The organism is Acidisoma sp. L85, from assembly GCF_009765865.1.
Lineage (GTDB): Bacteria > Pseudomonadota > Alphaproteobacteria > Acetobacterales > Acetobacteraceae > Acidisoma.
This window is the reverse complement of the sequence record NZ_LMUQ01000025.1, coordinates 119,990-144,030: the sequence shown is the minus strand read 5'-3', so window position 1 is coordinate 144,030 and position 24,041 is coordinate 119,990. Positions and strand designations below refer to the sequence as shown.

25 protein-coding genes are annotated in these 24,041 nt (G+C 60.2%); 19 read left to right on the top strand and 6 right to left on the bottom strand.

The features are described from left to right. Positions 1-10: 10 nt before the first annotated feature. The 4 genes from GSQ83_RS05705 to GSQ83_RS05690 are packed head-to-tail and all read right to left on the bottom strand — an operon-like array spanning position 11 to position 3,951. On the bottom strand, positions 11-736 hold the full coding sequence (locus tag GSQ83_RS05705) for an SDR family NAD(P)-dependent oxidoreductase (protein ID WP_158801918.1): 726 nt from the start codon (positions 734-736) through the stop codon (positions 11-13). 8 nt (positions 737-744) lie between these two features. Beyond that, positions 745-1,533, bottom strand: a complete 789-nt coding sequence (attM, locus tag GSQ83_RS05700; RefSeq protein WP_158801917.1) for an N-acyl homoserine lactonase AttM — start codon at positions 1,531-1,533, stop codon at positions 745-747. A gap of 48 nt (positions 1,534-1,581) precedes the next feature. Continuing rightward, complete coding sequence (locus tag GSQ83_RS05695) at positions 1,582-3,207, bottom strand: GMC family oxidoreductase (RefSeq protein ID WP_254065514.1); 1,626 nt, start codon at positions 3,205-3,207, stop codon at positions 1,582-1,584. A 36-nt stretch (positions 3,208-3,243) separates the two neighbouring features. Next, positions 3,244-3,951, bottom strand: a complete 708-nt coding sequence (locus GSQ83_RS05690) for a GntR family transcriptional regulator (protein WP_158801916.1) — start codon at positions 3,949-3,951, stop codon at positions 3,244-3,246. A gap of 256 nt (positions 3,952-4,207) precedes the next feature. Between GSQ83_RS05690 and GSQ83_RS05685 the strand changes: the two genes are divergently transcribed. The 10 genes from GSQ83_RS05685 (at position 4,208) to GSQ83_RS05640 (ending at position 14,852) form a co-directional block, all read left to right on the top strand. Further along, positions 4,208-5,302: a substrate-binding domain-containing protein gene (locus GSQ83_RS05685; protein WP_158801915.1), complete on the top strand. Its 1,095-nt coding sequence runs from the start codon at positions 4,208-4,210 to the stop codon at positions 5,300-5,302. Between the two features lie 29 nt (positions 5,303-5,331). Next, positions 5,332-6,342, top strand: a complete 1,011-nt coding sequence (locus GSQ83_RS05680) for an ABC transporter permease (protein WP_158801914.1) — start codon at positions 5,332-5,334, stop codon at positions 6,340-6,342. A 7-nt stretch (positions 6,343-6,349) separates the two neighbouring features. After that, positions 6,350-7,864 (top strand): sugar ABC transporter ATP-binding protein, encoded by a 1,515-nt coding sequence (locus GSQ83_RS05675; RefSeq protein WP_174246629.1) that lies wholly within the window; start codon positions 6,350-6,352, stop codon positions 7,862-7,864. Further along, positions 7,864-9,063: an L-2-hydroxyglutarate oxidase gene (lhgO, locus tag GSQ83_RS05670; RefSeq protein ID WP_216849946.1), complete on the top strand. Its 1,200-nt coding sequence runs from the start codon at positions 7,864-7,866 to the stop codon at positions 9,061-9,063. Before GSQ83_RS05675 ends, lhgO begins: the two co-directional genes overlap by 1 nt. Next, positions 9,053-9,823 (top strand): SDR family NAD(P)-dependent oxidoreductase, encoded by a 771-nt coding sequence (locus GSQ83_RS05665; RefSeq protein WP_158801912.1) that lies wholly within the window; start codon positions 9,053-9,055, stop codon positions 9,821-9,823. The genes lhgO and GSQ83_RS05665 overlap by 11 nt, the downstream gene beginning before the upstream one ends. A 70-nt stretch (positions 9,824-9,893) precedes the next feature. After that, positions 9,894-11,084 (top strand): alpha/beta fold hydrolase, encoded by a 1,191-nt coding sequence (locus tag GSQ83_RS05660; protein WP_158801911.1) that lies wholly within the window; start codon positions 9,894-9,896, stop codon positions 11,082-11,084. 429 nt (positions 11,085-11,513) lie between these two features. Next, positions 11,514-11,678, top strand: a complete 165-nt coding sequence (locus GSQ83_RS05655) for a hypothetical protein (protein ID WP_158801910.1) — start codon at positions 11,514-11,516, stop codon at positions 11,676-11,678. A 230-nt stretch (positions 11,679-11,908) separates the two neighbouring features. Continuing rightward, positions 11,909-12,712: an ATP-binding cassette domain-containing protein gene (locus GSQ83_RS05650; protein WP_158801909.1), complete on the top strand. Its 804-nt coding sequence runs from the start codon at positions 11,909-11,911 to the stop codon at positions 12,710-12,712. Beyond that, positions 12,709-13,752 (top strand): ABC transporter permease, encoded by a 1,044-nt coding sequence (locus tag GSQ83_RS05645; protein WP_158801908.1) that lies wholly within the window; start codon positions 12,709-12,711, stop codon positions 13,750-13,752. Before GSQ83_RS05650 ends, GSQ83_RS05645 begins: the two co-directional genes overlap by 4 nt. 89 nt (positions 13,753-13,841) lie before the next feature. Then, entirely contained in the window at positions 13,842-14,852 is a 1,011-nt protein-coding gene (locus GSQ83_RS05640; RefSeq protein WP_158801907.1) for a substrate-binding domain-containing protein, read from the top strand. Between the two features lie 68 nt (positions 14,853-14,920). Here the strand turns inward: GSQ83_RS05640 and GSQ83_RS05635 are convergent, their stop codons facing one another. Beyond that, the gene (locus GSQ83_RS05635; RefSeq protein WP_158801906.1) at positions 14,921-15,262 is read right to left on the bottom strand and encodes a hypothetical protein; all 342 of its coding nucleotides are present in this window, start codon (positions 15,260-15,262) and stop codon (positions 14,921-14,923) included. A 451-nt stretch (positions 15,263-15,713) separates the two neighbouring features. On the opposite strand from GSQ83_RS05635, the gene GSQ83_RS05630 reads away from it, so the two are divergent. The 4 genes from GSQ83_RS05630 to GSQ83_RS05615 all read left to right on the top strand — a co-directional run bounded on the left by GSQ83_RS05630 (position 15,714) and on the right by GSQ83_RS05615 (position 19,354). After that, on the top strand, positions 15,714-16,187 hold the full coding sequence (locus GSQ83_RS05630) for a nuclear transport factor 2 family protein (protein WP_158801905.1): 474 nt from the start codon (positions 15,714-15,716) through the stop codon (positions 16,185-16,187). A 208-nt stretch (positions 16,188-16,395) separates the two neighbouring features. Continuing rightward, complete coding sequence (locus tag GSQ83_RS05625) at positions 16,396-16,932, top strand: Dps family protein (protein ID WP_158801904.1); 537 nt, start codon at positions 16,396-16,398, stop codon at positions 16,930-16,932. 384 nt (positions 16,933-17,316) lie between these two features. Next, positions 17,317-18,393: an NAD(P)-dependent alcohol dehydrogenase gene (locus GSQ83_RS05620; RefSeq protein WP_158801903.1), complete on the top strand. Its 1,077-nt coding sequence runs from the start codon at positions 17,317-17,319 to the stop codon at positions 18,391-18,393. An 82-nt stretch (positions 18,394-18,475) separates the two neighbouring features. Next, entirely contained in the window at positions 18,476-19,354 is an 879-nt protein-coding gene (locus tag GSQ83_RS05615; protein WP_158801902.1) for an urease accessory protein UreD, read from the top strand. A gap of 6 nt (positions 19,355-19,360) precedes the next feature. On the opposite strand, the gene GSQ83_RS05610 is transcribed toward GSQ83_RS05615, so the two are convergent. Continuing rightward, positions 19,361-19,852, bottom strand: coding sequence for a hypothetical protein (locus GSQ83_RS05610; protein WP_158801901.1), 492 nt, complete (start codon positions 19,850-19,852; stop codon positions 19,361-19,363). Positions 19,853-20,069: 217 nt separating this feature from the next. Between GSQ83_RS05610 and GSQ83_RS05605 the strand changes: the two genes are divergently transcribed. From GSQ83_RS05605 to GSQ83_RS05585, 5 genes are all read left to right on the top strand, one after another. Beyond that, complete coding sequence (locus GSQ83_RS05605) at positions 20,070-20,372, top strand: urease subunit gamma (RefSeq protein ID WP_158801900.1); 303 nt, start codon at positions 20,070-20,072, stop codon at positions 20,370-20,372. A gap of 8 nt (positions 20,373-20,380) precedes the next feature. Next, complete coding sequence (locus GSQ83_RS05600; protein WP_158801958.1) at positions 20,381-20,692, top strand: urease subunit beta; 312 nt, start codon at positions 20,381-20,383, stop codon at positions 20,690-20,692. A 4-nt stretch (positions 20,693-20,696) separates the two neighbouring features. Continuing rightward, positions 20,697-22,403 carry an urease subunit alpha gene (gene ureC, locus GSQ83_RS05595; RefSeq protein WP_158801899.1) on the top strand — a complete coding sequence of 569 codons (1,707 nt, stop codon included), beginning with the start codon at positions 20,697-20,699 and terminating at the stop codon, positions 22,401-22,403. A gap of 134 nt (positions 22,404-22,537) precedes the next feature. Then, positions 22,538-23,023 carry an urease accessory protein UreE gene (gene ureE / locus GSQ83_RS05590; RefSeq protein WP_158801898.1) on the top strand — a complete coding sequence of 162 codons (486 nt, stop codon included), beginning with the start codon at positions 22,538-22,540 and terminating at the stop codon, positions 23,021-23,023. After that, the gene (locus tag GSQ83_RS05585; RefSeq protein ID WP_158801897.1) at positions 23,016-23,687 is read left to right on the top strand and encodes an urease accessory protein UreF; all 672 of its coding nucleotides are present in this window, start codon (positions 23,016-23,018) and stop codon (positions 23,685-23,687) included. Before ureE ends, GSQ83_RS05585 begins: the two co-directional genes overlap by 8 nt. Positions 23,688-24,041: the final 354 nt, after the last annotated feature.

Here is a 24,041-nt window from a genome sequence, read left to right as displayed (position 1 = left end):
TAGACTCGCCTCAATAAGTCGCGCGGCCGCCGGATATATCGAAAACGCTGCCAGTCGAAAACGAGCATTCCTCGCTGCAAAGCCAGGCGACGAGTGCTGCGACCTCCGACACCTCCCCGAAGCGCTTCATCGGAATTTTCGAGAGCATATAGGCGATTTGCGCCTCTGTCATTTGTGCGAAGAGCGGCGTCGCCACGGCGGCGGGGGTAACGCAGTTCACGCGGATATTGGTTTCCGCGAGTTCCTTCCCCAGCGATTTGGTCAGGCCGATGACGGCCGCTTTGGAAGAGCTGTAGGCGGCGGCGTGTGGGTTGCCTTCCTTTCCGGCAACAGAAGCAACATTGACGATCCGGCCGTAGCCGCTTGCCAGCATGTGCGGAATAATCGCTCGATTGCAGAAATAAAGTCCGTGAACGTTGATCTCGAAGACCTGTCGCCAGGCGTCGAGAGGATATTCCCAGGCGACCGCGTTCGGGCCAGTGACTCCCGCGCTCGCCACCAGAATGTCGATCGAACCGAGGGCCTGCACCGTTTGCGCTGCGGCCGCGTCCACCGCAGCGGCATCGGTCACATCCAGGCAAATCGAATGGAATGAGTGGAGTGCTTCGGCCCGATCCCAAACGCTGACGCGTGCGCCCTCCTGCGTAAGACGCTCGGCGATCCCCAGCCCGAGACCGGATGCGCCACCGGTCACGACCGCGACCCTATCCTTGAACCGCTCCGAGGAGTGTTTCATACCAAGGCTCATGCGTAGTAGTCCGGCGCCTTCTTGAAGCTCGGCCACATGTCTGGATCATGGCCCGTCACAACAAGCGCGTTTGTCTGTTCCGCGAGCATGCGCAATTTTCGAACCGAATGGGCTGTCTCGATTGCCGAGGTCAAGAATCCCGGCAAGCATTTCTCATTCCAGTGGTCCATCGTATAGGTCGCATCGACTGTGAGCAGTATCGTGCCGCTTTCGGGCAGCGTGAGAAGAAACGACTGATGTCCCGGCGCATGTCCGGGCGTGAAAATCATCTTTATGACGCCATCGCCGTACAGATCGAAGCCGTCAGTCAGCGGGCCATCTAGAAAGTGCCACTTCAATCCGGGCCTATCAAAATCATTGCGGATATAGCCGCCAGCCGAGAACCAATCCGCCGTGAAGGCATAATTGTATTCCAGCTTCTGCACGATATGGGTTGCGTTGGGGAACCGTCCGCAGGCGCCGGTATGATCGAGATGCAGGTGTGATTGCAGAACGTAGCGGATATCCTCCGGCGCGATTCCCATTTCCCGCAATCTGTTGACGCAGCCATCCTCGGCCGACATGAAAGGCCAGTAGATATCCACGATCGACCCCCAATAGCCGCGTGGATCGTCAGCCGCTTCAACGGCGATGCCGCCGTCAATGACGACATGGCCCTTCGGGTGTGTGATGAGAAACCAGGGAATTGGCGTGTAGAACTCGCCCTGGCCGGCTCCCAGCTTGATGTTGACTTCTTTCTGCCGGATGCGGCCGGTCTGGAACATATACAACCGGATTTCGGACATCACATTCCCTCGCTCGTTGACTGCTGCCAGATAAGGATCAGCACGTTTCTATGCGGATTTGGCATCGGCCAATATCATGTCGGAAGCCTTTTCGCCGATCATGATGATGGCGGCATTCGTATTGCCAGATACCAGGCGCGGCATGACCGAGCCATCTACTACACGAAGGCTTTCCGCCCCGTGCACTTTGAGCCTAGGCGATACAACCGCTTCGGGCCCTGGTCCCATGATGCAGGTGCAGGTCGGATGATAGATGGTGCTGCCGGAGGCTCGGGCGTAGGCCAGGAGTTGCTCGTCGGTTTCGACCTTCACGCCCGGCTCTGCTTCCTCCTTCAGGTAGTCGCGCATGGCAGGGGCATTGACGATCGCACGAAGCCTGCGCAAAGCGTCGACATTGGCTTGGCGATCCGTGGCGGTCGCAAGGTAGTTCACACGAATCTCCGGTGCCACCGAGGGATCGGGACTCTTAATTCGCAGCGACCCGCGGCTCTCCGGGCGAAGCTGACAGACAGAGGCGGTAAACCCTGAGAACTTGTGCAGGCCCTCGCCCATCTTGTCGGTGCTGAACAGAATGAAATGCACCTCGCAATCGGGTGTCGCGTAACGCTCGTTTGTTTTGAAGAAAGCGGTTCCGAAACCCGCGCTCATCGTCAATGGACCGGTTCTTCGCAACAGGTATTCCGCGCCCATGCCAAGCCGTCGTAGTGGGTGATGGTATGCGTCGTTAACCGTGATCTTCTTGCGCGCCTTAAATACCATGCGAACCTGCAGATGGTCCTGCAGATTGGCACCGACGCCAAGCGCATCCTGCACGACCGGGATACCATGATCCTGAAGTAGCGCGGCCGGTCCCCAGCCTGACAATTGCAGAAGCTGTGGCGAGTTTATCGCACCCCCTGAGAGGATGACTTCGCGGCCCGCAGAAGCGCGTTTGATTTTGCCCTCATGGGCGAATTCGACGCCGATCGCACGCTTGCCATCAAAGAGCACTTTATGCGCCAGCGCGTGAGTGAAGACTTCAAGATTTTCACGCTTCATCGCCGGCCGGAGGAAGGCCACCGCGGCGCTGCAGCGCCTTCCGCGCCGCGAGGTTGTTTGAAAGTAGCCAGCACCCTCCTGCGTCGCGCCGTTGAAGTCGTCGTTTCGTGGTAAGCCCGTTTCCCCGGCGGCGCGGATGAACGCTTCAACCAATTCATGCGGCGCGGCAGGATCCGAGACGCTAAGCGGACCACCAACGCCATGATATTCGTCGGCGCCACGCTGCTGATCTTCAGACTTTTTGAAGTAGGGCAGAACATCGTCATAAGACCAACCCGTATTGCCCAGTTGGCGCCAGAGATCAAAGTCCTCCTTTTGGCCCCGCAAGTAGACCAGCCCATTGATCGAACTGGAACCGCCAAGCACTTTGCCGCGCGGCTGGAAAATGCGGCGGTTATTGAGTTCAGGCTCAGGCTCCGTCTGATACATCCAGTTGACGCGCTGGTCCTTGAACAGCTTTCCATAACCGATGGGAATATGAATCCAGATATTGTTGTCCTTCCCGCCCGCTTCGAGGAGCAGGACGCGGTGGCGCCCGGATGCTGTCAGGCGATTGGCCAGCACACACCCGGCCGAGCCAGCACCGACAATGATGTAATCGAAATTCATAGTCTCGACCGGTGCCGAGTTGCGCACTTCATTCTCCTCCGACGCACGCGTTGGCCATTCTATTTAACCGCCTGCCATCCGGGATATCCAACCGCCATGGGCTGCCTTGAAGGCCTGCAGCGCGGGTTGCATGTGGAGGATACAGAGCGACTCGAATGCCTCGCGGTCGCCACGCTCCATCGCATCGATGATCTGAAAATGCTCCTGCCGCGACTGTTCCGCCAAGGCCGGATGGGCGATTGCATAGCAATGGATCGCTGCCGTTTTGGTCCAGTATTGCTGGATTAGATCGGCAAGCTGCCGGTTGCGACAATTGCCATAGATGAGTTGATGGAATGTGTCGTTGGCCGCCGATGCGGAATTCAGATCGCCATTCTTCCCGCTCGTCATGTAGACATCGTTCACGTCGCGCAACTCGCGTATGAAGTCCGCGGATGCGGGCAGCACCACGCGCTTCGCGGCCTCTTGCTGAAGGATGACGCGGATATCATAGAGTTCATCAATCTCCTCGGCAGTGTAGTCGCTGACAACCGCCCCGCGATTCTGCCGTCGCTGTACAAGACCCGCACGTCCGAGTTCCTCGAGGGCCGCCCGGATAACGTGGCGGCCTACAACGAAGCGCTCGCTTAGTTCTTCCTCGACCAGCCTCTCGCGCGGTTTGAGGCGGCCAAAGACGATGTCCTGCTGCAGTGCGTTGACGATTGCTGGAAGTCGCCGATCGCCTGCGCGCCCTGTTGGAGACGTCTCCGCTGTCGAGCTTTCCGTCGGCATCGCTCCCACCCAAGAGTCTCAGGGTCGGCCAATGCCGCCCACATGATTGTTGACAATGATGCTAACACGCTCCGGAGCGCCATACAACGGCCATTGGGCCCGAGCCAGGGCTCTATGGACGGGAGCGTTAGCGCGCAGAGGGTTGCAGAAAATTGTTGACAATGGTGGTAACACGATTGATATCCGCTAAATACCGTGCCAGCCCTCGCCACAAAGAGCGAGTGGCGTGAGAATTCGGAAAGGAAGGACAGTCCAAATGACCGAGGTCGCTCCCGCTTCAGATGGCAATACGTCGAAACCCCTCACAACGGATCGCAGACGCATTCTAGCGGGTCTCGCACTTGGCGCGGGTGCCGCTGCCATTCTCGCGGGCACGGCGCGAAAAGCCGTTGCCGCTGATGATTTCCCCGCGATCAAGTCGAACGGGAAAAAGGTGAAGGTTGGCCTCGGCCTCAACTACGGACCTTTCAATCAGCCGTGGCGGCGGGGCTGTTGGCAGATCGCTAAAACCGTGCAGGAGATGGGCGGCCAACTTGTAACGATCCGCGGCGAACCTTCAAAGCAGAGTGAGCAGGACGCCGCACGGCAGCTTCTGGATCGCGGTATCGACGTTTTGGTCCTAGGGATTTATTCGACCGAATCCGAAACCGCTTATATCGTCGATGACGCACATCGCCGCGGCATCAAGACCGTTGGGTTCATGGTCAACGCGAAGGATTCGCCGGCTGTGCTCGAAGATACCTGGGGCACAGGTGCGATTATGGGCAATTGGATCCAGAACAAGCTCCAGCGCCAGGGCACGATTGTGCAAACCGCCGAGGATCGCGGTTTCTACACGCCGTTTGACCAAGAGGTTGACATGCTCACCCTCATGACGAAATACGAGCCGCGGATGAAGATGTTGCCTTTCATGACGGGCAGCGTGTCCACGACTGATGAGATATCGAAGGGGCGGGAGAATTGCCTCTCGCTGCTACAGGCGCACCCCGATCCTAATAGTTTGCAGTTGATCACCTCATGGTGGTGGCCACTTACAATCGGAGCCGCGCAGGCACTTCAGCAGATGAACCGCAAAGCGATCGTAACTAATCACTACTTCTCGAATCAGCTTCTCAGTGAGATGGCATCGCCGGATAGTCCGATTCAGTTCAGCACCGATGTGCCCTATCACATCGCCGGCGGCCGTGTCGGGCAACTCGCCATCGCGCTCGGCCAAGGGCAGGATGTACCGAACGACTCCTACATGACGCCGATTTCCTTCATCTCCAAGGACCAGGCAGCTCAGGCGCTGACTGAACTCAAGTCGATGGACGATCAGGCCATAGCGCTACTCAAGCAGTATGGTGGCTAGTAACGCGCCACGGTTCCGAGGATTTTGAGATGGCGGGCACGACGGTGAACTCCGCGGCGGAACGACGCGCCGTCCGCAGTCAAGCGAACCTCGCGCTCGGCATCCTGAAGCGATGGGGGACGATCATCGTGATCGTCCTCGTCGGGCTTCTGTTTGCGGTTCTGTCGCCCTACTTCGGAACCGTATCGAACTTCAACAATATCCTTTTCTCGATGATCGTGAGCGCTCTCGTCTCGATGGGCCTTACCTACGTCGTCGCGGCGGGGAGCTTCGATCTCTCGATTGGTGTTGTCGTGACCACGGTTTCGATCACGACCGCGCTTCTGATTCCTCATACGGGTTGGGAGCTGGCGATCATCGGCGCGCTTGTCGTTGCCTGTGCTATCGGATTGGTCAACGGTTTGCTGGTCACCTACGCCAGACTTTCAGGGATTGTATCGACGCTTGGAATGATGTTCGTTCTTGGGGGGATTAATCAGTATCTCACAAACGGATATCAGGTGCCGGTGGATTACGGCCAGGTCGCCTTTCGTTTTCTAGGGCAGGGGCGTTTGGGTCCGATCGGATTTCCGGTGATCCTGCTCGCGGCCGTATTTGTCCTGGGGCACATCCTGTCGACGCGCAGCAGGGCTGGCCACTATATCGGCGCCGTTGGTGACAATCCGATGGCAGCCTATTACTCGGGCATTCTGGTCTATCGCTGGGTCATCGTGGCTTTTATTCTCTCCGCGCTTTTTGCCGGAATTGGGGGAGTTATTCTGACCTCGATTTCGTCCTCAGCCCAGCCGGTTGGTGGCGAGGGATATCTGTTGGAGGCTTTCGCGGCGGTCTTCCTCGGCGCTACAATTCTGGGCAAGGGAAAACCGCACTTGCTGGGAACGCTCCTGGGTGTCTTCTTCCTCTATATGGTGAGTTCGGGGATGAACATGGTCGGCATCTCCTTCGCCACGCGTCAGCTTTTCAACGGCCTCGTTCTCATCCTCGCGGTTGGCGCAAATGCGCTGCTCAATCGCGAGGAAATTCACCTCAAGTTTATCTGAGGGTTTGGTGGAAACGCCTCTCATAGAGCTTCGCGAGGTCCGCAAGGACTTCTCGGGTGTTCATGTACTCAAGGGGATCTCGCTCTCTTTCAGACAAGGGGAGATCCATGGGTTGCTTGGCGAAAATGGTGCGGGAAAATCGACCCTCATCAAAATTCTGACCGGAGTCTATGCGCCATCGAGCGGCGAAATACTTCTGGAAGGCAAGCCGGTAACCATACATCTCCCGATTGACGCTCATCGCCTTGGGCTCGGTGCCGTCTATCAGGATTCGGAACTCGCCGGCTCCTTTACCGTTGCTGACAATATCGTCCTCGGCAACGAACCCGGCGGGATACTGCTCGACCGAGGTGCGATGCGGCGGGAGGCGGTCGCCATCATGGAGCAGATCGGCCTGGATATCGATCCTGGCCGTCGCGCTTCGACCCTGACAGCAGCCGAGATGCAGATGGTCACTCTCGCGACGCTGTTCCATCGGCGCTACAAGCTGATTATTCTGGACGAGCCGACCGCACGCTTGTCGGCGCCAGAGACGCGTCTGCTGTTCGGTCTTATCGAGCGCTTTCGCAGAGAAGGCATCACCATCATATACATCTCCCACCGTCTGAACGAGGTGAAGGAGCTTTGCGATCGCGCGACAATATTACGCGACGGTTTGGTGTCCGGCACCTTAGAACGCGAGGAGATCGACGAAGATGTCGTGACCCAACTGATGGTCAATCGCAGCTCGGCGGAACTTGACATTTCCAATCCCGGCCTTGCCCAGTCTCAGGTCATTCTCGAGCTCCAAGACCTTTCCACGGATCGGCTCCGGCCGCTCTCGATTCGGTTGCGGGCGGGGGAAATTCTCGGAGTTACCGGGCCGCTTGGGGCGGGGATGGAGCAGATCGAGCGAAGCCTGGGCGGTCTCGGCGCCTATCGAGGAACGATCAGTATCGATGGACGGGTTTGCGATATCGGTAGTCCAGCCAAGGCCCGCGCCGCGGGAATCGCGCTGATTCCGGAGGATCGGCGGAAGCAGGCGCTTTTCCCAAATCTTTCCCTTGGAGAGAATGTGACCCTTCCGGCGCTCGGAGATCTGTCACGGGTCGGGCTTATCGGACATGGGCGTGCTAGGCGCTACGCTCGTTCCGTCGTTGAGCGTCTGGGAATTCTCCCTGACGCGCCGGAGCGGGCAATGCGCTATTTCTCCGGCGGAAATCAGCAGAAGGCTGTAATCGGGAAGTGGCTCAAACGCGAGGCTAGGGCCTACGTGTTCGTCGAGCCTACCTCGGGCGTCGATGTCGGGGCAATTCGGCAGATTTATGAGATCATACTCGAACTGGCGCGCAATGGTGCGGTCGTCATTGTCATCTCGACCTCCGTGAAGGAGCTGCTTGCGCTATCGGAAACGATAGCCGTGATCCACCATGGCGCCATCTCCGCGCTTCTGCCGCGTGTCAAATTCACGCGCGATAGCCTTTTGGCAGCGACAATCAGCGCGACCGCACCCGCCGCAGTGGCCGAGCCCACAGCCGCCTGATGCACGACGTTTGTGTCATCGGCGGCGGCATCGTAGGGTTGGCGACGGCGCTGGAGCTGGGTCGCCTGCAGCCCGGCGCGCGCATCGTCGTTTTGGAGAAAGAGTCCGGGCTTGCCGCGCACCAGACAGGCCATAACAGCGGGGTCATTCATGCAGGCATCTATTATAAGCCGGGTAGCCTGAAGGCCGATTTGTGCCGGAAAGGCGCAGAGGCGACCAAGACCTTCTGCCGCGAGAATAGTGTGCCATTCGCCGTGCCCGGAAAACTCGTTGTTGCCACGGACGAACTCGAGCTTGAGCGGATGGGAGCTCTCGAAGTCAATGCGCGGCAAAATGGCATAGCGATTGAGAGGTTGGACGCGGCCGGGCTGCACAGCTTCGAGCCGAATGTCCGCGGTCTTGGTGCGTTATTCGTGCGGGACAGCGGCATTGTCGATTACCGACTAGTCTGCAATGCCATGGCCGCGAAAATTCGTGTGGCAGGCGGCACCATCGAACTGGGCGTGGCCGTTGACGGCATTAGCGAAGACTCCACGGGGGTCACAATCACAGCCGGTGAACGAAAGTGGCGAGCCGCAAAACTGGTTGTTTGCGCTGGACTTCAATCCGATCGACTCGCTCGCCTGAGTGGGCTTGAGATTACCCATCAGGTCATTCCGTTTCGGGGCGAATACTATCTTGTCCGCCCGGAGAAAGCGAACATCGTCACGCGGATGATTTATCCTGTGCCGGATCCCGATCTACCGTTTCTCGGCATCCATCTTACACCAATGGTAGGGGGGGCCCTGACGGTCGGTCCCAATGCCGTCCTAGGCATGGCCCGGGAGGGATACGGCCGGTTTTCTGTCGATGCGAAGGACGTTCTCACGTTCCTTCGGTTTCCGGGATTCTGGAACGTGATCGCCCAGAACTGGCGATCGGGAATTTCGGAGATGCGTAACAGTCTCTCCAAAAGGCGCTACCTCGCGGAGTGCCAGAAATATTGTCCAGATTTGGCCGAGTCCGACCTCCTTCCGTACAAGGCAGGGATTCGCGCGCAGGCCGTCATGCGAGACGGAACACTGATACATGACTTTCTGTTTTTGAATACTGAGCGGATGCTTCACGTCTGCAACGCTCCATCTCCTGCGGCGACATCCGCCATCCCGATTGGGGAAATGATCGCTCGACGCTCGATCGGAATGTCCAATGCCGCATGACCGTTTTGATCTCCGTGGTCGCGTCGCGATCGTCACCGGCGGTAACGGAGGCATCGGCCTCGCGATGGCACGTGGATTGGCCCAGGCGGGTGCGGATGTCGTGCTCTCGGGTCGGGACGCCGCGAAGGGCGCTGAGGCTCGTGGCGCGGTCGAGGAATTCGGTGGCCGTGCGAGTTTTGTGACAGCTGACCTCTCGCGCCCCGAGGATTGTCTGAGACTGGTCGAGGATGCGAAGCGCAGCATGGGTCGGGTCGATATCCTGATCAACAATGCGGGCATTGTCGCTCGACACCGCCCCGAAGATTTGAACCTCGCAGAATGGCAGAGTGTCATTGCGACGAATCTGACCTCGGCTTTTCTCTGCGCGCAGAATGTCTATCCCGCCATGAAGGGCGCCGGAGGGGGCAAGATCATCAATATCGGCTCCATGCTCTCGCTCTTCGGCGCTTCTTTCGGGGCCGCCTATGGCGCTAGCAAGGGGGGCCTGGTGCAGCTCACGCGTTCTCTCGCGGTCGCTTGGGCCGCGGACAATATACAGGTGAACGCGATCCTTCCTGGCTGGATCGACACGGCCATGGGTGCATCCGCTCGCTCCGAGGTGCAGGATCTGGAGGGACGGGTAATTGCGCGCACGCCCGCCGGCCGCTGGGGAAAGCCTGACGATATGGTGGGAATTGCCGTCTTCCTTGCCAGCGCAGCGTCAGATTTCGTCACAGGCGCGGCTATTCCGGTGGATGGAGGCTACTCGATCGCCGGTTGATGAAGATCCATCACCCGTCTCGACAAAATGACGGCCCAACGCCGCAAAAAACTTAGGAGGATGCCAAGTGATGTTTTCTGAAGCAGGCTGGTGGCAGAAACTTGAGAATGCGCTCAACGCGGATGAGGCATGGCGCGAGGCGAGCCGGTATTTTCGTGGCCGTCTCGAACTTCGGCACGATAGAGGTGCGGCTGTTATAGAGATTTCTCAGAGTCATGCGGAGGTTTCTGGCGAAGCCGACCTCATGGGAGCCGATATTACTGTCACTGGTCCAGACAAGGAGTGGCGCCGTCTTCTGGCTGGCGAGATTGATTGGTTTGAGGGGCTTTCCCCGGGGCTCGGCGATTTTACGCTTTCCGGCAACGCTGTCGCCGCCTGGCGAGATGTGAAGGTGATGGCTCTGACTTTCGCCGTTATGGCGCGCGTCAACCAAACACCCCCCGCCATAGCATCGTCACCGCCTCCCAAGCCTTCCGGCGCGGTGACGACGGGGCACTATATCGACGTCGATGGCATCAGGGTTCACTACGAGGAGGCGGGGAGTGGCCCGCCAATCATCTGTTTTCACGCCGCTTGTCAGGACACGCTTATGTGGCGGCATGTTCTCGATGGGCTATCGGATTCCTATCGGGTCATCGCCGTCGATGCAGTGGCGCATGGGAAGACGATTGAGCCTGCTGCCGGGCCGTTTCATAGTCTGACTCAGCACGCCGAATTAAATGAAAAGCTCATCACGGCGCTGAAGCTCGACAGGCCGGTGATTATGGGTTGTTCGATGGGCGGCAACCTCGTTCTTGAAATGGCAGCGCGCAAGCTCGATGCTTATCGTGCGGTCGTTTCAGCGGAGGGCGCGGACTATACTCCAACCGTTGCGCAATTTTTTCTGGATATGCTTCTTCTCAATGGTTCGCAGATCCTGGAATGCTGGGCTATATCGATGACAGGCCGCCGCACGCCGCCGGATCGCGCGAAGGAAGTGGTATGGCAGATTACAAGGACGACGCCACAGGCGATGCGCGGCGACCTCACCGGCTATGCCAACTTCGACAAGCGTAAGGAAGTCGCGACCATTCGCTCCCCGGTACTTCTGCTTCGCGGTGACGCGGACTGGCTCGTATCGCAGAGTCGCACGGAGGAAACTCAGGCCCGGATCCCGGGAAGCCGCATCGCGGTGCTCGCGGGAACGGGTCATTACCCGATGATCGAAAACCCGTTCGAGTTCAACGAGGCCGTGCGCGGATTTCTCAGAGACGTGGCCTGACGGCGGTGTCCACGCCGTCAGAGATGGAGGAAATTCTCTGCCCGCGCACGGCCCTGAGCGGACACGATCGCATCGGCCCGTTCCGGTGCGGCGGCGCCTCTCGTCAGCGACGGAAGGTTGTAGGAAGCGACGGCAGCGTGAGCGGGAGGGGGATGCTCCCAGGTCGCACCTCGAATGAGGCGTTGAATCAATGAGTTAGCCGAAGCGGCTCGGCAGGATCATCATTCCGAATGTAGGAGGGGACCTAAATGCTAGGTTGCCTCCTACCCAGCGATCCGAAGAATGAGGGTAAGCTAACGCGCCGTCGCGCTGGTAGTGCCAGGAGCCCTCAAGGTGGAACCAACTCAAAGGGACGAGATTCTCGCGAACGTCTACCGTTCCGTAATTCGGGATGGTTTCGACGAGCCGCTCGCTCGGAGCATCCGGACGATGCAGGCCATCTATCTGGACTATGTCGAAGATGGCGGAAAGAAGGACAGGGAGAGCCTTCGCCGCTTGTTCGATGCAAAGAAGCCGGCCGGCGCGGATTTCTGGTTCAGCCTGTGGATGCGCCATCAGCGCAAGCTTGACCACGGGATATCGGCCCCGGCGTGAGAATCGTCACAGAACGTCCTGCGAATAGCCCCGAACTGACGACCGGCTAGAACGCCGGCGCGGGCGGTTTTCGCTTCTGCGAAATGGCCACCCAAGCTATCCTTCATCCCACCACGACGGATAGGCTGCCTATCCGGGGGAAGGTTGCGTCAGATAAAGGGACGGCGCCATGCCGCTGCTGCGAGGTCGGGTATACACCCGACCCTGGTTTGCGAGAGCAGGCAATCGCCATGGATAGCGGCGCATCGGCGACGCGATCCTATGACCATATCGTGCGAGCCGAGAATATCAGCCTGTCCTACGGGAAGGTCCAGGCGCTCGCGGGGATCGACCTGGCGATCGGCCATAATGAAATCGTTGGTCTGATCGGTGACAACGGGGCGGGAAAGTCCACCCTTATCAAAGTTCTGACGGGTGTGCTGCGCCCGACCTCCGGGCGGTTGTTTATTCGTGACCGGCTTGTCGATTGGGCGAGTTATTCGGTGCGCGAAGCCCACCGGCTTCGCTTCGAAACCGTCTACCAAGAAAAATCTCTTGGAGAGAAGCAGCCGCTTTGGCGCAATATTTTCGTCGGACGGCAAATTACCAATCGCTTTGGCTTTATCAAAGTCGCGGAGGAGCGGCGGATTGCGAACGACATCCTCAAGCGGCAGCTCGGGTTTCGCGGCGTGGGAATCGATGCGAATTCCACGATATCCAAGCTTTCGGGTGGTGAACGCCAGGGGATCGCGATCGGCAGAGCGATGCATTTCGATTCCGACCTCATTATTCTCGACGAGCCCACGGTTGCTCTCGCGATCAGTGAAGTCCGGAAAGTCCTTGATTTCGTGCGTTCAATAAAAACCTCGGGTCGGGCCTGCATCTACATCGAGCACAATCTCGCGCATGTTCATGAGCTTGCTGACCGGCTTGTCGTGCTCGATCGGGGTCGGATTGTCGCGGATATCCGATCCGGGGAGATGAGCCTGGAGCAATTGACGACATTCTTGATAGATCTTCAGCATAGCGGCCACGCGGTGGGACCAGCGCAATGAGCGCTCACCCTTCGCACGAGGCGCCTGGCCGTAGCGCCACAGGTTTCCTGCCGGCGATTGCGCGGATTGAAGGCCTTCCGATTATTCTGGTCTTCGTTGTTCTCGTCGTCTTTTTCATGAGCGCGGCGCCGCAGGTCTTCCTCGGCTGGCCGATCTACCTGTCATTTCTCACGACCGTGCCGCCGATGGTCATTCTGGCGATTGGCCTCACCTTGGTTGTGGCAGCAGGCGAGATCGATCTTTCCTTTCCTTCCGTAATGGCATTCTCCGGCTTTCTCTTCGCCTGGTGCGAAACGACGCTGGGGCATCCATGGCTCGGCGTTCTCGCGGCCCTTGCCGGCGGCGCGCTTATCGGCGTGGTCAACGGCGTTCTCGTCGCGATCGTTGGGGTGCCATCGATTATCGTCACGATCGGCACGCAGTTCTTCTGGGCTGGAGCCGCTTCGATCCTGTCAGGTGGCCAGTCCGCGGCGCTGCAAGAGCTATCGGGCGGATCGGTCGACAAGACCTTCGCCTCGGACCTGTTTGGATTCCTGCCCATGCAGTCGCTTTGGGCGGCCGCGATCGCCATCTTCATCTGGTTTATTCTCAACCGTCATCGTTTCGGCGAACACATCCTTTTCATTGGCGACAGCCGGACGGTTGCGCGGGTCGCCGGCGTCAACGTCGTCCGCGAGACGGTGAAGCTTTTCACTCTCATGGGCGTGTTGGGTGGGTTTGCGTCGGTGCTTCTCACCATCGAAAACCTCAACTACTTCTCGACCCAGGGGCAGGGCTACTTGTTGCCTGCTTTGGCCGGTGTTTTCATCGGCGGGACATCCGTATTTGGCGGTGCGGCGACGATCGTCGGCACTTTCTTTGGCACCTTCATCATTGGCATGTTGGAGGCGGGTGTAGTGGCGACAGGCATCGCCGGATTTTGGGTGCAAGCGATCGAGGGCGTAGTGTTTGTTTCCGCGGTCACGCTGCATCTTCTGGTCGAAAATCCCGCGAAGCTTCGTGCCATCGGCGGCCTAGTCGGCCTCAGGCGCGGATCATGAGGAGACCAATGCGCAACTAGGCTTCTGGCCTGACCATTTCACCGAATGCTGCCCAGTAGAAGCAGCTCGAACGACGAAGGGAAACCGAGATGAAGATGAATAACACTGCTCTGCTCGCGGGCTTCGGCCTGCTCGCCGCAGGATTGGCGGTGGCGGCACCTGCTTATGCCACGCAATCGACGACACCAGGTCCGCTCGGCGCCGGCATGACGATCTATATGCAAATGGGCGGAAATCCTGGGGATGGCGCGACGCTGCCACGCCAGGTGGGTGCCGCCGATGCGAGTCATGCGTTTGGCATCAAGGTGATCGAGCAGTATTCGGCCTGGAATCCGGAGACGATGCTGGATCAGTTTCGTCAGGCTCTGGCCGCGCGGCCGACTTGCATCGCGATCACGGGCCATCCGGGTGACGCTGCCTTCGGCCCCCTCATTGCCAAGGCGGAGGCGCAGGGGATCATCGTCACTGTCGGCAATACCCCGCTGCCCCAGGTCGCTAAGAATTATGTCGGCAAGGGCGCCGGCTATGCCGGAGTCGATCTCTATATTGGCGGTGGGATCACCGCGCAGGCCATGCTCGCGGCTGGGTTAAAGGCCGGGGACGAAGCGCTCGAATATGGCGTCTTCAACGAGACGGAGCGGAGTCAGTCCGATCGCGGGTTGCGCGATACGCTGGAAAAGGCTGGGGTGAAGGTCACGACTCTCAACATCTCCCCGCAAGTCGATTCCGACTCTTCGCTCGCAGTGCCGATCCTGGTGGCGTTCATCGAATCGCATCCGAAACTCAAGGCGATCGGCACGCAGCATGGCGGCGTGACGGGTTTCATTCCGCAAGCGCTGCGCCAAGCCGGCAAGGCGCCCGGCCAGATCATTGTAGGTGGCATTGACCTTGCGCCCTCGACCATCGCCGGCCTGCAAGGGAAATATATCACCGCGACGCTTGACCAGCAGCTTTACTTGCAGGGCTTTCTGCCGGTCACTCAATGCGTATTGTCGGCCGCCTATCATTTCGCCGGCATGAGCATCAATACGGGCGCGGGGGTGGAAACACCACAGTCGATCGATGCTTTGATCCCGCTGATCAAGCGTGGCATTCGCTGAAGCGCTATCAACGAAACGGCCCCATCACCCCGATGGGGCCGCTGGTTTCCAAAACCTCGGCGGGTGCTCTAGGTTGCACTCAGCGTAAGGTTCCAGCTACAGGCTGGATACTTGCGAAGAAGCTCGCCCTGAAAGGTTCTGCCGATAAATCTGCCGCTGATCCATTTGTCGCCCGCCTGCATCACAAGACGTCCATCGGTGCTCACCGTGCCGGAAAAGGCGAAGAAGCGAGCTCGACGTCCATCGACGGTAAATGACCGATTGATGGCTATATCCGCGCAGTCCGACGCCGGCCGCGGATTATACGTGCTTACCGCCGTTCCGGAATAGACGCCGGTCAGGTCAGGGGCGGGCAGCGGAAGGTTCTCCGGGATACCCAATGCGCTAGGGGATGGATTCCCCAGTTCCATCGGGCTTGCCACAGCGAAGGGTGATGGCGGCGGAGCCACCGGGAACGTCCAAGTGAGGGGCGCCGTGCCAAGCACGGTGCCGTTCGGCGTGTTGTGATAGGCGCAGCTTGTCGCAAGCAGCAGTGGGACAGTTATGACACTTGTCAAAAGGCGGGCAGGATACATTGGCGTCATCCCTCTTCTCGACAGCTGCATCGCTATGGATGAGCGATTCACTAGCCGGTACGCCGGTTCCGCACCAGTCGATTCGCATGTTAGCGGCGCGCCGGACCGTTCAGGAGGCCGCCGGTTCAAACGGCGACTGGCGCGAGAGTGCTTGGGAAGGCCGCGCGACGTAGCGGAGCTTCCGGGCGCCCTCACGTGTTGCATGCAAAAACGGAAGACATTCGGCTGCCCCAAGTCCTAAGGTCCCGGCACATTCTGGTTGCCCCTACCGTCGAGGAGATAGACCATGTCCGAGAGCCGGCCGCCGTTCCCACCGTTCACGCACGAAACCGCCGTCCAAAAGGTGCGAGGCGCCGAAAATGGCTGGAACACGTGCAATCCGGAGGGTGTGGCGCTCGCCTATTCAGTCGACAGTTACTGGCGCAATCGCGCCGAATTCGTCCAGGGGCGCCCCGCGATCATTCAGTTCCTCTCGCGTAAATGGATACGGGAGCTCGACTATCGGTTGATCAAGGAACTCTGGGCTTTCACGGGAAACAGGATCGCCGTCCGCTTCGCCTACGAATGTCATGATGACTCCGGCAATTGGTTTCGTTCTTATGGCAATGAGAATTGGGAGTTCGGGGAGGACGGGCTTATGCGGCGACGGTTTGCCTGCATCAACGACCTTCCGATCAAGGAGAGTGAGCGGAAGTATCACTGGGACCGGTCGGGTCCGCGCCCGATGGATCACCCCGGTCTTTCGGATCTGGGCTTGTAGACGTCGGGCGGGCGATACGGCGGCGATACAGTGACACGTCGTTTGCATTCCTTGCCCAAGTCTTGCAATGCGAGACGACCGGTGGCAGGACTCGCGGACTCCTGGTCGCCAGGACCCGGCCCGGCTTCGGGCTGAAAGTGCTTATGGATCTGAGTTCTTGGTCCATCCCGGATGCGGCTACCGCTCCGGAACGACAGGAGGGAGCATCATGACGAAGAATAAATCCGCCGAGGTCGCCCATATACGTGAGCAACTCGCGACACCGACCGATCTGAAGGCCGCGGCCACGCGGGATATTTCGGCAGCTCTAGGCGGCCTCCTGGCGGATGTCTTCGCATTGTATCTGAAGACGAAGAACTTTCACTGGCATATGAGCGGCCCGCATTTCCGGGATTACCATCTGCTCCTCGACGAGCATGGCGACCAGATCTTCGCGATGACCGATCCAATCGCGGAACGCGCGCGCAAGATTGGCGGCAATACGCTGCGCTCGATCGGCGATATTTCCCGCCAGCAGAGAATACTCGACAATGATGCCGAGTATGTCGATCCGCACGCCATGCTTGCCGAATTGGCTGGCGACAATCAGCATCTGGTGACCGCGATGCGCGAAGTCCACAACACCTGCGACACCTATGGGGATGTGGCGACGGCTAGCCTCTTGGAAGTGTGGATCGACGAGACCGAGCGGCGGACCTGGTTCCTGTTCGAGATCACCCGGAACAGGTCCGGCGCGAATAGCTGACAAATTGCTGTATTGACCACCCGGCATTCCATCGCCGGACAGATTTCTGATATCCCGTTCACTCCGCTGAGCGGGATATCAGAAAGCGCGTGGGGTGAGGGCATGACGCCGCTCGGCCCGCGCCCACTCGTTCGTTCCTGTCCGAAAAGGCCTTATCGCTTCCTAAGCGAGGTGGGCGTTTTTTTGGTCCATGCGACACCAGGGCTGTGCTCAAAACAAAATTGTGCAACGACTGCATCCGTGGCGGGTGCCGAAAAAACGCGCTTCGGCCGAGCGTGATGCCGGGGTCTCGTCGGATGACAGGAGGATGTGGAAGGAGCATACCGAGACAGCCTCGGCCAATGAGCAAGGCCAATGAGGACAAAGTCCTAGAGGGAGGAAAACATGGCCAAGATGATGAAAGCGGCAATATTCGTTGAGAAAGGCCGAATAGTTCTCGACGACAAACCGATACCAGATATTCGCCCGCAAGATGCGTTGATCCGCGTTACGACAACGACAATTTGCGGAACGGACGTGCATATCCTGAAAGGCGAATATCCTGTCGCCAAAGGGCTGACGATTGGCCATGAGCCGGTTGGCATCATCGAGAAGCTCGGTTCGTCGGTGCAGGGCTTTAAGGAAGGCCAGCGGGTCATCGCCGGGGCCATCACGCCTTCGGGCTGGAGCCATGCTTGTCTATGCGGCTGCGGCTCGCAGGACGGCGCCGGAACCAAGCATGGCTGGCAGGCGATCGGTGGTTGGAAATTTGGCAACACGATCGACGGTTGCCAGGCGGAATATGTCTGCGTTCCAGATGCCATGGCCAATCTGGCTCCGGTGGCTGACGACGTGACCGACGAACAAGTGCTGATGTGCCCCGACATCATGTCCACGGGTTTCGCGGGTGCTGAGACGGGCGAGATCAAGATCGGCGACACCGTCGCGGTCTTCGCGCAGGGGCCGATCGGGCTATGCGCGACCGCCGGGGCGAAGCTTATGGGCGCGACGACGATCATTGTGGTCGACACCGTGCCCGCGCGGCTGGAAATGGCGAAGCGCATGGGTGCGGACATCGTCGTGGATTTCAAGAAAGAAAATCCGGTCGACGCGATCATGCGGTTGACGGATGGCCGGGGCGTCGACGTTGCGATCGAGGCGCTGGGTACGCAACTTACCTTCGAGAACGCTTTGCGCGTTATCCGGCCCGGCGGCGTGCTTTCCAGCCTGGGTGTCTATTCATCCGACCTCAAGATCCCGCTCGACGCTTTCGCCGCGGGGCTTGGCAATAAATCCATCCGGACGACGCTGTGTCCCGGTGGCAAGGAACGGATGCGGCGTATGCTCAACGTGATTTCCTCGGGTCGCGTTGATCTTGGCGGTCTGGTGACGCATCGCTTCAAGCTCGAGCAGATCGAGGAGGCCTACGATCTGTTCGCGAACCAGCGCGATGGTGTGCTGAAGGTCGCCATCACGCCCTGACCCGATCGAGGCGAAACTCCGGGGACAGCCCTGGAAAAAAATGCCGCTCGACATCCTTCGCCGCTACCGATAGTGGCGGGGGATGTCCTTCACGCAGCCGGTGGCCGACTTGCCTGTTCTCGGCACCGTTCATCGAGCGCAGCGATCCCGGGGCCGCCTCAATCTAGGTTTCGGCCGCAGAGGCCCGGTGACGGCACTCATGCAATTGCGCCAGGAGGGTTGTCTCAAGGTACGCTTCCCGCGCCCCGAACCCGGTGCCGCGCCCGAGGCGGTGATCCTCAACACGGCAGGCGGCATTACGGGCGGTGATGACCTCACCCTCGATTTCCACGCTGCCCAGGGGAGCCGGGCCGTCATCACCACCCAGGCGGCGGAGCGCTTCTACCGAGCCACGACTGGCTCTCCGCCGGCGACCATCTCCACGCGGATCACAGTGGATGAAGGCGCAGCGCTCGACTGGCTGCCTCAGGAGGCGATCCTCTTCGAGGGTTGCCGGGTCAATCGCACCCTGAATGTGGATTTAGCGGCCGGTGCCCAATTCCTGGGCATCGAGACGTTGCTGTTCGGGAGGGTCGCGATGGGCGAGGTGCTGCGCGACGCGACGTTCCGCGACCGCATCGCGATTCGCATCGGCGGCTGGCTGGTCTTTCAGGACATGCTGCGGCTGGAGGGCGATCTTGCCGCCCTCATGGCCCGCGCCGCCATCGCGGCCGATGCCCGCGCGTTGGCGACCATCGTGATGATCTCGCCGGACGGAGAGGGCATGGTCCCAATCCTCCGCGAGCGTTTTGGCGGTGGCAGGATGGAGGATGGGGCGGTGGAAGTCGGAGTCTCCGCCCGGAATGGTGTCCTGCTGATGCGCGCGGTCGCCGCAGATGGCGCGGATTTGCGGCGGAGCATGATCGGGACGCTCAACCTGCTGCGCGGCGACGATCCGTTGCCGCGCGCTTGGCGGTTGTAACGACGGTCAGAACAATTCAGACGCCCACCATCTGTACGGATTGATGGCGGCGCTTACCGCAGCTTTCTTCATCACTTTAATGCCCCTTATTTCATCTTTGCCCTTCAGTTGCTTCGGCTTACCGGAGCTCATGTCGCTTATGTCCCAGAAGCATGTTTTGTCATCGTTAACGTCGTGGCTTACGAGAATATGCGGCTGGGTCTTGTCTCTAATATAGATCATGCTGCCTCGCGCATCGACGATCGATCCACGTTCGGATTGCGCCACAGGTTTCCCCGTCTCCTTCAGGATTTTCCCGAAGCACGCGATCATCTTGCCGAAACTCGGCACATTTTCTCGGGTTGAGGGGAGGCTCGACAGATGCTGGGCCGTCGTCTGAGCCCGCGCTTGCGGCTCTACTTCGGGGGATGCTTTCTGCTTGAGAATGAACGGCTTCGAGGGCTGCTCAATCGTTCGCTGCATTGAAGAGTTGTTTCGGATTCTGGAGACATCGGGCATGGCGGGCTTCCCATTCGAGTGCCGGAGTCGGCGCGAGCCGCCGCTTTTTCGGGCGTCCCAACTCTTGAGGGGGCATCAATTGAGAATTGGTGAGTTGTGGCGGAAGGTGCGCCTTCAAACCACTACGGCGTCTCGAGGATAGGGCCCAGGTCTTGCATGGCGGGGCGGGAGGCGACAGGCTAGCGCCGCATGCTGTTCTGCAGGGAGACCGGCCCGGATGAAGCTGACGCCACGCGAGAAGGACAAGCTGCTCATCAGCATGGCCGCCAGTGTCGCCCGGCGGCGGCTGGAGCGGGGCGTGGTGCTCAACTACCCCGAGGCGATCGCCCTGATCAGCGATTTCGTAGTGGAAGGGGCGCGGGACGGCCGCTCCGTCGCCGACCTCATGGAGGCGGGCGCCCATGTGCTGACCCGGGCGCAGGTGATGGAGGGCGTGCCGGAGATGATCGAGGACGTGCAGGTAGAGGCGACCTTCCCGGACGGTACGAAGCTCGTCACCGTGCATGAGCCGATCCGATGAGCGGCCCCATGATTCCCGGCGAAATTCTGCCTCTAGCGGGTGATATCGAGATCAACGCCGGTGCCGTCGAAGTAAAATTAACGGTTGCGAATACTGGCGATCGCCCGGTGCAGGTCGGCAGCCATTACCATTTCGCGGAGACTAACCCAGCGCTGCGCTTCGACCGGGCCGCGGCGCGCGGTTATCGGCTGGATATCGCGGCCGGCACCGCCGTGCGGTTCGAGCCGGGGCAGAGCCGGGAGGTCACGCTGATCCCGCTGCGAGGCAAGCGTGTGGTTTACGGGTTCCGTGGCGAGATCAACGGCGCGTTGGAAGGCTGACATCATGGCCCGCATGTCCCGCCATTCCTACGCCCATATGTTCGGCCCCACCGTGGGGGACCGAGTACGGCTGGCCGATACCGAATTATTCGTCGAGGTCGAGCGCGACTTCACAGTTTATGGCGAGGAGGTGAAGTTCGGCGGCGGCAAGGTCATCCGTGACGGCATGGGCCAGTCCCAAGTCACCAATGCGGCCGGGGCCGCCGACACCGTCATCACCAATGCGCTGATCATCGATCATTGGGGCATCGTGAAAGCCGACGTGTCGCTCAGGGACGGCCGCATTGCCGCCATCGGCAAGGCCGGTAATCCCGACACGCAGCCGAATGTCGATATCATCATCGGTCCGGGGACGGAGATCATCGCCGGCGAGGGCAAGATTCTCACTGCCGGCGGTTTCGATGCGCATGTGCATTTCATCTGCCCGCAGCAGGTCGAGGAAGCGCTGGCTTCCGGCATCACCACGCTGCTTGGCGGCGGCACCGGCCCGGCGACAGGCACCTCCGCCACCACCTGCACGCCAGGACCTTGGCATCTCGGGCGCATGATGCAGGCGGCGGAAGGGCTGCCGATCAACATCATGTTCGCGGGCAAGGGCAATGCGACGCGCCCCGAGGCGCTGGAGGAAATGGTGCGTGCCGGTGCCGCCGCGCTGAAGCTGCACGAGGATTGGGGCACCACGCCCGCCGCCATCGACAACTGTCTCTCCGTCGCCGATCGCTTCGACGTGCAGGTGATGATCCATACCGACACGCTGAACGAAAGCGGCTTCGTCGAGGACACGATCGCCGCCTTCAAGGATCGCACCATCCACGCCTACCACACGGAAGGCGCGGGCGGCGGCCATGCGCCGGACATCATCCGTGTGGCGGGATTGCCCAATGTCATCCCGTCCTCGACCAATCCGACGCGCCCCTACACGCTTAACACGCTGGACGAGCATCTCGACATGCTCATGGTCTGTCATCACCTCGACCCCTCGATCCCCGAGGACATCGCCTTCGCCGAAAGCCGCATCCGGCGCGAGACGATCGCGGCGGAGGATATTCTGCACGACCTCGGCGCCTTCTCAATCATCAGCTCGGACAGCCAGGCGATGGGCCGTGTGGGCGAGGTGATCACGAGGACCTGGCAGACAGCGCATAAGATGAAGGTGCAGCGTGGCGCTTTGCCGGGTGATGGTGCTGCCGACAATGCGCGGGTGAAGCGCTACATCGCCAAATATACCATGAACCCGGCCATCGCTCAGGGTGTCTCGGCCTATATCGGCTCGGTCGAGGTCGGCAAGATCGCCGATCTGGTGCTGTGGTCGCCGGCATTCTTCGGCGTGAAGCCCGATCTGGTGTTGAAAGCCGGTACGATCGCGATGGCGATGATGGGCGATCCCAATGCCTCGATCCCGACGCCTCAGCCGGTGCATGCGCGGCCGATGTTCGGCGGTTACGGCCGCAGTTTGGTGTTGTCGTCAGTGTTGTTCGTGTCGGGTGCGGCGATCGACGCGGATCTCGGCCGCAGCCTGGGCCTCACGCGGCAGTTGCTGCCGGTCTCCAATACGCGTGGCGGGATCGGCAAGCGTTCCATGATCCATAACGACGCGACGCCGGTAATCGAGGTCGATCCCGAGACTTATGAAGTACGCGCGGATGGCGTGATCCTGACTTGCGAGCCGGCGACGGTGTTGCCGATGGCGCAGCGGTATTTCTTGTTTTGAGGCGCTGACCATGCTGCGCTTTGCCGCTTGGGCGAATCCACCCCCGGCCCCTCCCTTTCAGGGAGGGGTGCAGAACGCATGTCCACTCCCTGAAAGGGAGGGGCCGGGGTGGGTCGCGGGTAAGTAACACTCGCATGATCCGCGCGACCGAATACATTCCCGCCGGTAGCTGGTCCACGTCCGAAGCCACCGATGCCGTGTTGCTTGACCACGACCACCGCCATCGTCGCCGCTTCCTCCTCAAAACTCTGGCTGGTGGCGAAGTCATGCTCGACCTTCCCCAAGCCGTTGCTCTGCGCGCTGGCGATGCATTGCGCCTGGAGGACGGGCGGCTCATCGCGGTGCAAGCCATGGCGGAGCGCGTGCTCGACATCCACGCCCATGACGAGGATGCCCTGATGCGCATCGCCTGGCATCTCGGCAACCGTCATCTTCCGGTGCAGTTCCTGCCGGGCCAGATACGTATCCGGTACGACCATGTCATAGCCGAAATGGTCGAAGGTCTCGGCGGACACGCGGAGGAGAACGACGCGCCATTCGATCCCGAATCCGGCGCCTACGCCCCCGGCACTGGCGGCCATCACCATCATCACGGCGACCACGACCATCATCATGACTGAGGACGGCGGGCTTTTGCGCCTGCTTGCCTGGCTGTCTCCGGCCTTCCCAACAGGAGGTTTCGCCTATAGCCACGGCCTCGAATGGGCGATCGAAAGGGGGGACGCGCGCAGCACTGCCGGTTTGGTCGCCTGGCTCGTGGATATCCTGGAACAAGGTAGCGGCCGCACTGACGCTATCCTGCTGCGCCACAGTCATCGCGCGACGACGGCCGAGGATTGGGCGGCGCTGTCTGAACTGGCGGAACTTGGCGCCGCCTTGCCCTTCGGCCGCGAACGCTTTCTGGAGACGACTGCCCAGGGCCGCGCCTTCCTCCTCGCCGCCGCCGCCTGGCCGGCGCCTGTTTTGGCGCGGCTCGCTGAAGGCGACATCGCGTATCCTATCGCTGTCGGCGCCGTTGCCGCCGCGCATGGCGTGCCAGAGGAGCGGGCGACGCTGGGTTTGCTGCACGCCTTCGCCGCGAATCTCGTTTCGGCGGCGGTGCGTCTCGTGCCTCTGGGCCAGCAGGCGGGCTTGCGCATTCTGGCGGCGCTGGAACCTGTTCTGCTATCCGTGGCGGAGGAAACACGCGCGGCGACGCTCGACGATCTCGGCACCGCCGCCTTACGCGCCGAATTGGCTGCCCTGCATCACGAGACACAATACACGCGTCTGTTCCGCAGCTGACGGGCTACACGTCGGTCGGTCGCACATATCCAAGAGGCTGACGGCGGTTGTAAACGGTGTAGGCCGCACAGCCAAGGCCGAGTACCGGTAGGGTGAACATCGCAAACGTCGACGGACTGAACCCGCCTTGGTAGGTCTGCGCGCCCGTCGTGAGGGCCGTGTTGTTGCAGAGCGTGGTGTTACTCGACGCTGGCAGAAGGTTCGTCGCGTTCGAGCAAATTTAGTTTTGGCCTAGAACTCGCGGAGACTTTTCCAGGCGTTGTCGTCGAGTTCCGGAATTTCGCCCGCAGACGACACGCCAAGGCGCGCTTTGCCGGCAGGATTTGTCATTCCCAAGAGAATTCTCCATCTGTT